We start from the raw sequence: 12,819 nt of genomic DNA on the forward strand, positions 1-12,819 counted from the left end.
CGTAAGGGAAGGAGATGTTATTTTGGAAATACCTTTCATGTCAGTCTGCATACCCACATACAACAGGGCGGAACGGCTTGCAGATTCCATTCGCAGCGTTCTGGAACAAAGTTTTCAAGATTTTGAACTTCTTATCGCGGATAACCATTCCTCTGACCATACGGAAGCCGTGGTTGCTTCATTTGATGACGATCGGATCCGCTTTATTGCGAATGAGTGGAACATAGGAGCCTCCGCCAATCATAATCGCTGCCTGCTTGAGGCGAAAGGGAAATATATCAAATTTCTCCACTCGGATGACATTCTGGTTACACCGGAAACATTGCAGCGTTTTTACGATGCCGCGATCAGCCAGCCGAATGCGGGAATCATTACCTGCTGCTTCACCTTTCATTTAAAGCCGCACATTTCTCTGCCGTTCGATCTGCTGCGGCTCAAAGGCTTCAATTCCGTCAGGGAGTGCATGAACATTCACAGCTTCGGCCTTCCGAGCGAATGGATGATCAAAAGGGAGATCCTGCCTTATACAGGGCTGCTGATCGATTCGCATATTTGCGATGTCGATTTTGTAATGAAGACGGTGTATGCGTTTGACACTTTTTCTATTGCCGAGCCTCTCGTTGATCATGCTTTGCACGATGGCAGCGAAACCACATTCGCTTCCTCTTTGAATGGTTGGGAGTTTATGCGTTTTAAGGCGCTTGAACAGCTTCCCTACTATTCTTCGCTGTCTGTGGAATTGAAAAATATACTGTGCAATTACTTGCATATGACTGTGATGATAAGAGCAAAGGAAGCCATTGAGATGCGGTCTTTTCATATTGCCCTCCAAGGTGTGCTTGATTTGCTGAAAATGGATCCCCAATTGCACGACTACGAGGAAGATCGAGAGAAGGTGCTGTCCCGCTTGCTGAATCTTCTCGTACTCCGAAAAACACCCGCTGAAATTGTTGATTATATGCGCTCACAGAACGAGTGTCGAGCATATGCTCATTTGTACCAATATGGAATCGCGTTTCGACATCAGCTCTACAGTCTGGAAAAAAAATTGAAAGAATCGGGCAAACAGCTGCAGGTTCTAGGAGACGGGGGATTTGCGGGATGTTTCCTGGATGCTTTTCCAGAATTGAAACAGAGTGTCACCCGGGTTATTAAGACCGAGCAGAACGGCCAAGAATCGGATAGGTTCAAGGGAATTCCGATCTCTTCGGATCTCCAACTGGACTTCTCGGATACTTTTGCTATTCTCGCCTCCGATGTCAGCATGAGAAACCACAAGTACGCGTTGATAAAATCCGGACTGGTTGAGGGAGAACATTTCCTCCCTTTAGCGGAGCTCATCTAATGGCCGCATCTCATATAATCAACGTTTCCCCCGTGGATGAAGCTCATTTCGGGACCATTGCAGAAGCAGTCCATGCAGCGGAACCGGGAGATACAATTGTCGTACATCCCGGTACTTACCGGGAAAACATCGTCATTGAAAAACAAGTGAAAATCATTGGATCCGGTTCTTTGGGACAAGTGGTTTTGATCGGAACAGATTCCCACACCCTTGAGCTGAAGACCGATTTCGCGTCGATTGAAAACATGATGATCGACCATGCGGGCGGAGGGGAATGCAAGGCGGTTTATATCGCGCAGGGTTCTCCCTTATTAGAACAATGCGAGATTTCGTCGAAGGCCGGTCCTGTACTCACTATATGCGATGCGGCGGATCCTATCATCAAACGGTGTAAAATTCATTCCGGTCACGATGCGGGAGTCCATGTGCTGAACGGCGGTCAAGGGCTGTTGGTGGATTGTGATATCTGTTTTCACCAGTCTGCCTGTGTAGTAATCGAACGCGGCGGTAATCCCGTTTTTCGAAGATGCCGTATTTATGGGGGAGGAAATGCAGGCGTATTGGTCGTCAATCAAGGCAGAGGGAGTTTCGAGTCCTGCGATATTTATGCCAATATAAAAGCGGGACTGGCGATTTTACACGAAGGAAACCCTAATCTTTCCCATTGCCGAATTTTCGATGGTCACGACGCGGGGGTATTTGCGACGGAATGCGGACAGGGAATATTGAAGGATTGCCAGATATACGGCAACAAAATGTTAAATGTGGCAATTAAGAGCGGGGCCAATCCGCTATTAACACGCTGCAAAATCTTTGAGGGGAAACAGCTTGGACTGCTTATTGCGGACGCCGGTCTGGGAACGCTGGAGGATTGCGAAATCTACGGTCATGCAGGGCAAGGACTATGGATTAAAGACGGAAATCCGCATTTGGTGAATTGTATCATTCGCGACCGCAGTAACATCCTTATCCCGCCTGCGGGCATTCCGCAATCGTCTGCCGGAATGGAAGACCGTGAGAGCTTGGCTGCGCAGCTTCAAGAGTTTGAGGGATTTGTAGCGATGGAATCGGTAAAGCAGACGATTCTGGATTTGGTCGATTATATGGAATATGTGCAGGACCGTCAGCATTTTGGTATGAAGTCTGCCGACACTTTGTCGCTGCATTCTCTATTTATCGGCAATCCCGGAACAGGAAAAACGACAGTGGCCCGTCTGTTAGGCAAGCTTTATAAATCAATGGGGTTATTAGAAAAGGGACATGTGGTAGAAGTTGACCGCTCGGGTTTAGTCGCAGAATATGTGGGTCAAACCGCAATGAAAACAGAACGGGCGATTCAATCGGCCGTTGGCGGCGTCTTATTCATTGATGAAGCTTATACGCTCGCGAAATCCGATTCGGGACAGGATTACGGCAAGGAAGCAATCGAAGTGATTTTGAAGCGTATGGAGGATCTCTCAGGCCAATTTGTGGTCATTGCGGCGGGTTATCCTCAACAAATGCAAACCTTGATCGAAATCAATCCCGGTTTAAGGGAGAGGTTTAAGCAGACGATTTATTTCCCGGATTACACGCCGGATGAACTGCTCAGGATCGCCCGTCATATGGCTCTAGGCGAAGAATATATCCTCGATGCACATTTTGAAACGTTGCTGCACGATTATTTTATGGACCTATACCGAACCCGGGATTTATCTTTCGGCAATGCCCGGCTGGTTCGCAACTGTTTGGAAAAGGTGAAAATAGCTCATTCCAGACGCTGCGCAAAATTGCCGAGAGACAAGCGCACAAGGGAGGTCTTGACCACCCTTTTACCCGAGGACATAACCGCTCTACGACCTTCCCTGCTGAATAAAAGGGTGTTCATTCCTATCGATGAGACCCGTTTAAACAAGGCAATACAAGAGCTTCAAAATATGGTCGGCCTTAAGAAGGTCAAACAATGTGTAAACGAACTTGTGAAGCTGAACCGGTATTATAAAGAGTCTGGCCATGAAACCGCAAAGTCTTATCCCCATTTTTTATTTCTTGGCAATCCGGGGACAGGTAAGACAACGGTAGCCCGGTTATTCAGCGAAATTTACGCGGCACTCGGAATATTATCGAAAGGTCACTTGATGGAAACATCGAGACAGCATTTTGTGGGTACGCGGGTTGGTCATACGGAACAAAAAACGGCGAATCTTATAAGTGATTCTTTAGGCGGGGTACTGTTCATTGATGAGGCCTATACACTGAGGACCGAGGATCTGAAAGAGGATTACGGCCAAATTGCAACTGACCTGCTTGTAAAAAAAATGGAGGATTACAGAGGCGAATTTATGGTGATTGCAGCCGGATATACGCAAAAAATGCAGCGATTTTTACAAAGCAACCCAGGACTTCAATCCCGATTTTCTAAAATTGTTTATTTCGAGGACTATGAACCAAATGAGCTGCTAGAGATAACGGAGCGATTATTCAATCGTCACAATTACGTTTTATCTGCGGAAGCGGATGAGATTTTGTGCCGCTGCTATGAGGAAATCTATCATTCCCGGGATAGTTTCTTCGGTAACGCACGGCTGGCACGCAATATCGTAGAGGAAGCGTTGAAAAACGCACAATTGAGACATGCGGACGACTTCGCAGCCAATCATCTTTCTGAATCTGAACAGAGGATTCTAAGCAGGGATATCGCTTTTTTGCAAAAGAAAAGGTAAGCAAAGCGAACACCATTTAACAATAGGAAGGATGAAATGCGCTTGAAACCGTTAAAAATTGTTTTTGCCAATATGCTTTATGATTACGGGGATCCATCCAGAGGCTACGGGCTGGAGATGGTACTCTATGACCAGTTGCACCGCATGGGGCATCTGCTCGTCCCGTTTCATTATGATGTGCTCCTGCAGCAATTCGGGAGGGAGAAGATGAACGCGATGCTGCTCGAACTCGTTCGGAAGGAAAAGCCGGACGCGCTCTTTACCATTCTTTCCGAGAATCAACTGGACCCGGCCACCATGGATGAAATAAGTCATCGCACCGATACGCTCACTTTTAATCTATGTGCCGACGATCATTGGAGACTCAATTATACGTTGGGATGGGCTCCGCATTTTAATTGGATGGTGACCACCTCGGCGGACGCTGTCCCTCTCTATCGGCAGAATGGTTATTCGAACGTTATCCATTCGCAATGGGGCCACAATACGGCCATTCATAAAAAAGTTGAAACGGAAAAACGTTATGATGTTTCTTTTGTAGGCATGCCTCATGGAAATCGCGTTGAGATTTTGCAGCATTTGGTGAATGCGGGGCTTCGGGTCCATGTATGGGGGAATGGCTGGTCAACGGGAAAGGTTGCTCTCGAGGAAATGGTCAGCATCTTTAATCAAACGAAAATAAACCTTAATTTAAGCAGATGCTCGTCAGCCGATCTTCTGCAAATTAAAGCGCGGGATTTTGAGGTGCCGGCCTGCGGAGGATTTCTGATGACAGGCTATAATCCGGAATTAAGAGCCTATTATGAATTCGGCCGGGAGATAGAGACATACCGTGACGCAGAGGAGTTAATTAGCAAAATAAACTACTACCTGATTCACGAGGAGGAAAGGGAACGAATTGCCGCAGCGGGCTGCAAGCGAGCGCGGGAGAAGCATTCTTACGTACAGCGATTCGAAAACATTTTCAAGCAAATGGGTTTAACAGATTAAAAAAGGCCCGGCTCACTAAAGTTCTGTCATGAACGAGATCGGGCCTTCTTCTTGCAGCTTCCTTTCCTCTTTTGAAGGAGCTGCGTTTGCGTTTGATAATTGACGTCGACGCTTGCGGTTGTTCCCGGCTCCAACGTTCTGAAGCCCACTCGGGTAAACTTGGCAAACCTTAAGGGGGTAGTCACATAATTTTGCTTGGGATTTATTTTGATTCCTTTCGTATCCACGAAATAATTTTTATCGTCCGGACTGACCTCAACCTGTATTTCCAAGACAGCGTCATCGCTGCGATTTTGAATCATATACATGATGTTCGTGGACAGCGAAGTGTTTTGCGACGGCAAAAACATAAAATGATCCCCGACCGTCACGCCTTTAAAAATTTTTTCTACAAAATGTATCGTTCGAACCGCGGGGCGCTTTTTTTTACGGCATTTGATCCTTTTTCGGGGATGGCATTTGCAGATATGTTTCCTTTTCGGCTTGCTGCAAGCTTTTCTTTTTTTTGCTTTCATACATTTTTTGGGACGCGCAGCTCGTTTCTTCCTCTTTGGACATTCTGGAAGCTTGGTCTTCGCGTATTCCGGCTTGCTCTCCACTGGAGGACGGGCGACGCCGTAGAAGGATTTAGCCAAGGAATAGTTGGACTGCAGCGCTTTGCGGATCATATTCGCGTCCAACTTTATTTTCCTGGATAAACCGGCGTGATGTTTATCGAGGTAGGGGATATAATCCCGTTTGCTTGCTTTATTCAAACCCAGTCTCACCGCCTCCTGCATCTTCATTCAGTATATGTAGGTCAATGAGGGTGTTGAATATGCGAAAACCCATTTTTTGGCGGTAATAGGCGAAAAAGCGTAGCCGCAGGGAAGAAGCTTGAATAATATGGAGTAATGTTTTCAGAATCGAGGTATTGCAAAGGTGGTCTCCTCATTCATGAAGCTCTCCGATTATGTTATCGACTTTATTGTCCGGCAGGGAGTGACCCATCTATTCGAGATGGTCGGCGGTGCGATCGCGCATCTGGTCGATTCGACCTATGAAAGGAAGGATATTCACTGCGTATCCGTTCATCACGAGCAGGCTGCCGCCTTTGCCGCAGAAGGGTATGCCAGAACGAGCGGCGGTCTCGGCGTCGCGATGGCTACCAGCGGACCGGGAGCCTTGAATTTGACCACCGGTATAGCCTCTTGTTATTTCGATTCGGTCCCGGCCTTATTTATTACCGGTCAGGTCAATACGTATGAATATAAATTCGACAGGCCGCTGCGTCAGATCGGGTTTCAGGAAACGGATATCGTGAGCATCGTCAAGCCTATAACCAAGTATGCGGAGCTGGTCGCGGAGCCAAGTACGATACGTTACCATTTGGAAAAGGCGGCCTATCTTGCCAGAGCCGGCAGACCCGGACCCGTGCTGCTCGATATTCCGCTTAACGTTCAACGCGCCGAGATCGAGCCGGAGGAGCTCAAAGGCTACAAGCCTGACGAAGAAACGCCTGTCCCCAATGCCCCGTACCTTGAAGGTACTGTATTAGACGACATTGCCACACTTCTCAAGCAGGCTGAACGACCGCTGATTCTCGTTGGCGGCGGCATCCGGGCGGCTAAGGCACAAGCGGAATTGCATCATTTTGTCCAGCATACCCGAATTCCTGTCGTTTCCTCCCTCATGGGTCTTGACGCCCTTTCTCATGATAACCCCGCTTTTTTCGGGCTGATCGGCTCCTATGGCAATCGTTTCAGCAATTTGGCTTTAGCCAATTGCGACTTGTTGCTTATTTTAGGATCGCGATTGGATACGAGGCAGACGGGAACCAGGCCCGGCACCTTTGCTAGAGCTGCCAAAAAAGTGCATGTCGATACCGATATTCACGAGTTAAACGAAAAAGTGCAAGCCGACATTGCTCTTCACGCAGATGTGAAAATATTTCTTTCCCGGCTGAATAAAGTGTTATCGCCGATGGAGCCCAACGATTTAGCCGGCTGGTACCGAATTGTTCAAGGTTATCGCGAGCGGTATCCTTCGGAGCCAACGAGTACGAACTCCAAAATCATTGACCCGAATACCTTCTTACGGCTGCTATCAGAGCATTGCAAGAAAGATCAGGTGATCTGCCTGGATGTCGGACAGCATCAGATGTGGGCGAGTCAATCGTTCAAAGTGAAGCAAGGGCAGCGTTTATTAAATTCTGGCGGACTGGGCGCCATGGGCTTCGCTTTGCCTGCCGCTATCGGTTCGGCCAAAGCGAGGCCGGGGCAGCCAGTGATCGTTATCGCTGGCGATGGCGGGCTGCAGGTCAATATTCAAGAGCTGGAAACCGTTAACTATCATCGGCTGCCCATCAAAATATTCGTCATGAACAATTATAACCTCGGCATGGTGCGGCAATTCCAGGACGTGTATTTTCAAGGCAGGCAGCAATCCTCGCTCGTCGGGTACAGCTGCCCGGACTTTATCAAGGTCGCAAGGGCATACGGCATTCGTTCCTATCACATATCCGGAATGGATCAGGCGGAGCGAATCATCAAGAACGCGCTTGCGTATAAAGGCCCCGTTTTAGTCCACGTTCCGTTAGACGCTCATGCCGTCGTTCATCCGAAGCTGAACGTGAATAAACCGATAGAGGATATGTCGCCGCACTTGGAGCGGGATGTGCTGAAGCGGGAAATGCTGATCGATTTGCTTGAGGAGGGATTCGATTGCTGAAGGCGGTTGTGTTGGCGGGAGGCAGTGGCAGCAGGCTGTGGCCTCAAAGCAGGCCCGATCTGCCGAAGCAATTTTTGCCGTTTCTGGGCGATAAATCGATGTTCCAGAAAACGCTGGAGCGGTTAACCGCTTTTTTACCGCTACAGGATATTTATGTGGTTACGTTGGCAAAGTATGAAGCTATCGCGCTCGAGCAGTCGGGCCTTCCAGCAAGCCAGCTAATCATTGAGCCTATGGCCAAAAATACGGCAGCGTGCATCGGTCTTGCCGCCATTCATTTTCTTCGCAAACAGGAGGATCCCATTCTCATTACCATTCCCGCCGATCATTCCATCGAGGGCGAGGAGGCATTTCGGGAGGCTTTGCAGCAGGCTTATCTTCAGGCCAGAAGGGAGGACTGCGCGGTGACGCTGGGCGTTAAGCCTACGAGACCGGAAACGGCTTATGGCTATATCAAGATCGTCCAGGAAAATGCAACTGATCTCTTCCGGGTCGAGAAGTTTACCGAGAAGCCCGATGCGGCTCAAGCGAAGAGCTGGATGAATCAATCCGGCTATTATTGGAACACCGGAATCATGGCCTGGCGGGCCTCTTATATAGAGGCATTGCTTACAAAATATATGCCGCAGCTCGCACACGGCTTGGCGCAATGGAAAGCGGCGGTCAGCCCCATCCATGGAAATCTGTTGCATACGATCTATGAAGCCATTCCCGGCATTTCGATCGACTACGGCATTTTGGAGAAGCTGCCTCTAACCTATCTCCTTCCCGTTTCGTTTCGCTGGGATGACCTCGGAAGCTGGTCCTCGCTTGATCGCTGGCTTCCGCAGGACGCCGATTCCAATGTAGTTATCGGCAATCACAGGCTTAGCCATACGAAAAATTGTATTGTTTATAGCGATCATTCCTTTGTCGGCACCATCGGAGTGGAGCAGCTCATCATCGTCGTTACGGACAATGCGGTGCTGGTCTGTCATAAAGATTATGAGCAGAAAATTAGAGAGATGCTCGAGCATCGCGAACATACGGATTGAAGGAGGACGCCTAATTGGCTCAATCAGCGGAAGAGCTGCGGGAAATAATATTGGAGCTGTCCAGGCAGTATTACAAGCTTCGCTGGCCCGATCATGATTTTCGTCCGGGTCACGATATCATCCCGGTGTCCGGAAAAGTATTTGACGATGAAGAGCTGTACCACCTTCTTGACTCCTCGCTTGATTTTTGGCTGACCTCGGGAAGGTATGCCCGTCGTTTTGAAGACGAATTCGCCCGCTTCATGGGAACCCGTTACGCTCTGCTGACGAATTCCGGTTCAAGCGCCAACCTGCTGGCGCTTTCTGCCCTTACTTCTCCCGCATTAGGCGAGCGCCGGCTTATGCCCGGCGACGAGGTCATTACTGTCGCTGCCGGGTTTCCGACGACGGTGAATCCGATTGTGCAGAACGGGCTCGTGCCTGTTTTTCTGGATGTGAACAGCTCCACCTACAATATTGATACAACCTTGCTGGAACAAGCGATCAGTACCCGGACGAAAGCGATTATGATCGCCCACACGCTTGGCAATCCGTTTGACCTCGATGAGGTACTGCGCATCTCGCGAAAGCATCGGCTATGGCTGATCGAGGATGCTTGCGATGCAGTAGGCTCGACATATCGGGGGAAGCCGGTCGGCTCCTTCGGAGATTTAGCTACCGTAAGCTTTTTTCCCGCTCATCACATCACCATGGGAGAAGGCGGAGCCGTTCTCACCTCAAGGCCGCAGCTCAAAAAACTGGTAGAGTCGTTCCGGGATTGGGGAAGGGACTGCTGGTGCGAGCCGGGCAAAGACAATACATGCGGCAAACGCTTCGATTGGAAGCTGGGAGACCTTCCTCGCGGATATGATCATAAATATACGTACAGTCACATCGGGTATAATCTCAAGCTGACCGATATGCAGGCCGCCATCGGCGTCGCGCAGCTTAAGAAGCTACCCGCGTTCATTAAGCGGCGCCGCGACAATTTCCGGCTGCTGTCAGACGCTCTCGAACCATTGGGAGATGTGCTGCTGCTGCCGGAACCGACAGCGAAGAGCGAGCCCAGCTGGTTCGGTTTTCCGATTACCGTTCGTTCCCATTCGCCGATAACGAGAGATCAGCTGGTCTCGTATTTGGAAGCAAGCAGAATCGCTACGAGGTATCTCTTCGCCGGCAATCTTCTTCGGCAGCCTGCTTATCGCGATGTGAAATATAAAACGATAGGCGAGTTGAAAAATACGGATAACATTTTGAACCATACGTTCTGGATCGGTCTTTATCCCGGCTTAACGGAAGAGATGCTGCATTATGTAATTGGAAACCTATTTCAGGCCTTTCAAAGGGAGCAGTCATCATGAAGGTGGTCATATTAGCCGGAGGACTCGGCACGCGAATCAGCGAGGAAACGCAGGTCAAGCCAAAGCCGATGGTCGAAATCGGTACGCAGCCAATCCTATGGCACATCATGAAGCTTTACTCCGCATACGGATTCCATGATTTTATTGTTTGCTTGGGGTATATGGGTCACAGCATTATAGATTATTTCAATCATTATGTCAGCAATCATTCCGACATTACGTTTGATCTGAAGCGCGATGAGCGTATCATTCATAACCACCCGATTGAGCCTTGGAGGGTGACGCTGGTCCATACCGGCAAGGAAACGATGACCGGCGGCCGAATTAAACGCATTCAACATTATATCGGCCATGAGCCGTTTATGCTTACTTACGGAGACGGCCTTGCAGATGTCAATTTTGACGAGCTTCTTCGCTGTCACCGTGACCATGGCAAGATAGCAACAGTGACGGCGACGCAGCCGATGGGCAAATACGGTTCGCTTTCGCTTGCAAAGGACGACCGCGTCAAAGGCTTTCAGGAAAAACCGAAGGGAGACGGTTCGTGGATCAGCGGCGGTTTCTTTGTCATGGAGCCCGAAATCTTTGATTTGATCGAGGGGGACCAAACGATATTAGAGAAAGAGCCGTTGGAAAAGCTGGCGAAGAGCGGTCAGTTGATGGCGTATAAGCATTCCGGTTTCTGGCAATCGATGGATACGCTGAGAGACAAACAGGTTTTGGAAGAGGTATGGAAAACCGGAAAAGCTCCTTGGCGAAAATGGGATTGAACGAATGAATGGTTGAACAGATGCACAGATGGAGGGGATCGAAGTGAGACCGGCATTTTGGCAAGGCAAGAGAGTGTTTCTAACCGGACATACGGGCTTTAAGGGAGCATGGTTATGCATGTGGCTGTCTTACCTCGGTGCTGAAGTGCACGGATATGCTCTAAGGCCGCCGACAAAACCCAGCCTGTATGAGCTCGCACAGGTCGAGACTCGTCTTGCCGGCGTTATTTATGATGATATTCGAAATTTGGATGCCCTGCGCAGCGGAATTCTTAACGCCCGTCCGGACATTATTATTCATATGGCGGCACAGCCCCTTGTTCGGAGATCGTATCTCGAGCCGTTGGAAACCTATCAGACCAACATGATGGGCACCATTCATCTATTCGAGGCGATTCGCAGTGCGATTGCCGCCGATCAATCGATCAAGGCCGTAATTAATGTGACGACCGATAAATGCTACGAGAACATGGATTGGGAATGGGGCTACCGGGAAACCGATCCGTTAGGCGGCAGCGATCCTTATTCTAACAGCAAAGCGTGTTCCGAAATGATAACGAATGCTTATCGCTCTTCTTATTTCTCCGGTGCGGCAGGCTGTGCCGTTGCGACCGCGAGAGCCGGAAATGTTATTGGCGGCGGGGATTGGGCTCAAGACCGTTTAATTCCCGATTGCTTGGAGGCGCTCATGAAAGGTGAACCGATCAGCCTCAGAAATCCTTCATTCGTTCGTCCATGGCAGCATGTATGCGAGCCTCTAGGCGGATATTTGCAGCTTGCGGAAAAAATGTACGATAATGGGCATTCGTATGAGGGAGCGTGGAATTTCGGACCGGATGAAAGCGGTTTTCATTCCGTTGAGGGAATAGCCAGCTTGCTTTGCTCCAAATGGGGCGGCTCTGCGGCATATCGATCCGAGCTTGATGAACAGCAGATTAAGGAAAGTGCGGTACTGCGCCTTGACAGCTCTAAAGCGAAGCATCGCTTAGGGTGGAAACCCAAATGGACGATTAGCCAGGCGCTGGACAAAGTCGTGGACTGGACGCAAAGCTGGATAAAGGATGGAGAGGCGGCTGAAATCTCGATCAGTCAAATAAAAGCTTACATGGAATAATTCTCCTTGCGATATTTCTGATAAGCTTTCATGCAGAATCCAATTTCTGCATATAAATCAGACAGGCCTTATCGAGGGGGTTGATTCGCTTGGTATCATTGAATAAAATTATTGCAATTCTTATAGGAAGCGTCCTAATCGCAATCGGCATAAATTTCTTTCTGGTCCCCTTAGGCATATTAGACGGAGGAGTCATTGGTATCGCACTGATCATCAATTATTTATTCGACATAAGGATTGGACTCGTCATGATATTATGCAGCATACCTATTTTTATACTGGCTTGGTTCTATAGCCGCGACTTATTATATTACAGTATTAGCGGCTTGCTGTTTTCCAGTTATATGATCGATTTATTAGAGCCCTATCAATATTACTTTATTTATTATGTGGAATGGACGGCGTTTACGCGGTCCATAATCGGCGGGTTTATTATCGGCACGGGAATGGGAATTATGCTCAGGTTTGAGAGCTCTACGGGAGGAACGGATTTGCTGGCTCATTTTGTTACAAGACTGATTCCCTTAAATGTCGGTTTCATTATTTTAATGATAGACCTATTGATTATTAGTATCGGTGAAATCCTTTTGCCGGACGATACCTTATTCCTATCCTTTATGACCATTACAGCCGGAGGGCTGGCTACCAGCATTTGTACGATGAACCGACCTAAAATGATCCAATGAAGGAGAGCGGTCTTTGCATATAAATATTTATTTTTTCTTTAGCTTTTTTGTAACATATTTCGCGTCCCAAACGTTATAATCTATAGGTAAGCTGAATATTTATATACACCACAAAGAAGGAGCGTCGAC

The 12,819-nt window shown here is 48.6% G+C and carries 10 protein-coding genes; 9 read left to right on the forward strand and 1 reads right to left on the reverse strand.

The annotated features are described in order from the left end of the window. The first annotated feature begins 22 nt into the window (after positions 1-22). Genes L1N85_RS17305 through L1N85_RS17315 form a run of 3 tightly spaced genes read left to right on the forward strand, consistent with a single transcriptional unit; the run spans position 23 to position 5,037 of the window. Positions 23-1,345 carry a glycosyltransferase family 2 protein gene (locus L1N85_RS17305; protein WP_235240322.1) on the forward strand — a complete coding sequence of 441 codons (1,323 nt, stop codon included), beginning with the start codon at positions 23-25 and terminating at the stop codon, positions 1,343-1,345. Continuing rightward, positions 1,345-4,047, forward strand: coding sequence for an AAA family ATPase (locus L1N85_RS17310; protein ID WP_235240323.1), 2,703 nt, complete (start codon positions 1,345-1,347; stop codon positions 4,045-4,047). Before L1N85_RS17305 ends, L1N85_RS17310 begins: the two co-directional genes overlap by 1 nt. A gap of 42 nt (positions 4,048-4,089) precedes the next feature. Continuing rightward, positions 4,090-5,037 carry a CgeB family protein gene (locus L1N85_RS17315; protein WP_235240324.1) on the forward strand — a complete coding sequence of 316 codons (948 nt, stop codon included), beginning with the start codon at positions 4,090-4,092 and terminating at the stop codon, positions 5,035-5,037. A 26-nt stretch (positions 5,038-5,063) separates the two neighbouring features. Here the strand turns inward: L1N85_RS17315 and L1N85_RS17320 are convergent, their stop codons facing one another. Beyond that, on the reverse strand, positions 5,064-5,804 hold the full coding sequence (locus L1N85_RS17320; RefSeq protein WP_235240325.1) for a DUF6385 domain-containing protein: 741 nt from the start codon (positions 5,802-5,804) through the stop codon (positions 5,064-5,066). A gap of 169 nt (positions 5,805-5,973) precedes the next feature. Here L1N85_RS17320 and L1N85_RS17325 point away from each other — a divergent pair, with 169 nt between their 5' ends. The 6 genes from L1N85_RS17325 to L1N85_RS17350 all read left to right on the forward strand — a co-directional run bounded on the left by L1N85_RS17325 (position 5,974) and on the right by L1N85_RS17350 (position 12,690). Next, positions 5,974-7,746, forward strand: coding sequence for a thiamine pyrophosphate-binding protein (locus L1N85_RS17325; RefSeq protein ID WP_235240326.1), 1,773 nt, complete (start codon positions 5,974-5,976; stop codon positions 7,744-7,746). Then, positions 7,740-8,780: a mannose-1-phosphate guanylyltransferase gene (locus L1N85_RS17330; protein ID WP_235240327.1), complete on the forward strand. Its 1,041-nt coding sequence runs from the start codon at positions 7,740-7,742 to the stop codon at positions 8,778-8,780. The genes L1N85_RS17325 and L1N85_RS17330 overlap by 7 nt, the downstream gene beginning before the upstream one ends. Positions 8,781-8,794: 14 nt before the next feature. Then, positions 8,795-10,120: a lipopolysaccharide biosynthesis protein RfbH gene (gene rfbH / locus L1N85_RS17335; protein WP_235240328.1), complete on the forward strand. Its 1,326-nt coding sequence runs from the start codon at positions 8,795-8,797 to the stop codon at positions 10,118-10,120. Next, positions 10,117-10,890: a glucose-1-phosphate cytidylyltransferase gene (gene rfbF, locus L1N85_RS17340; protein WP_235240329.1), complete on the forward strand. Its 774-nt coding sequence runs from the start codon at positions 10,117-10,119 to the stop codon at positions 10,888-10,890. The genes rfbH and rfbF overlap by 4 nt, the downstream gene beginning before the upstream one ends. Positions 10,891-10,933: 43 nt before the next feature. Beyond that, complete coding sequence (rfbG, locus tag L1N85_RS17345; RefSeq protein WP_328285237.1) at positions 10,934-12,004, forward strand: CDP-glucose 4,6-dehydratase; 1,071 nt, start codon at positions 10,934-10,936, stop codon at positions 12,002-12,004. 89 nt (positions 12,005-12,093) lie between these two features. Continuing rightward, positions 12,094-12,690, forward strand: a complete 597-nt coding sequence (locus L1N85_RS17350; RefSeq protein WP_235240331.1) for a YitT family protein — start codon at positions 12,094-12,096, stop codon at positions 12,688-12,690. Positions 12,691-12,819 lie beyond the last annotated feature (129 nt).

The organism is Paenibacillus alkaliterrae (assembly GCF_021532375.1).
Taxonomy (GTDB): domain Bacteria; phylum Bacillota; class Bacilli; order Paenibacillales; family Paenibacillaceae; genus Pristimantibacillus; species Pristimantibacillus alkaliterrae.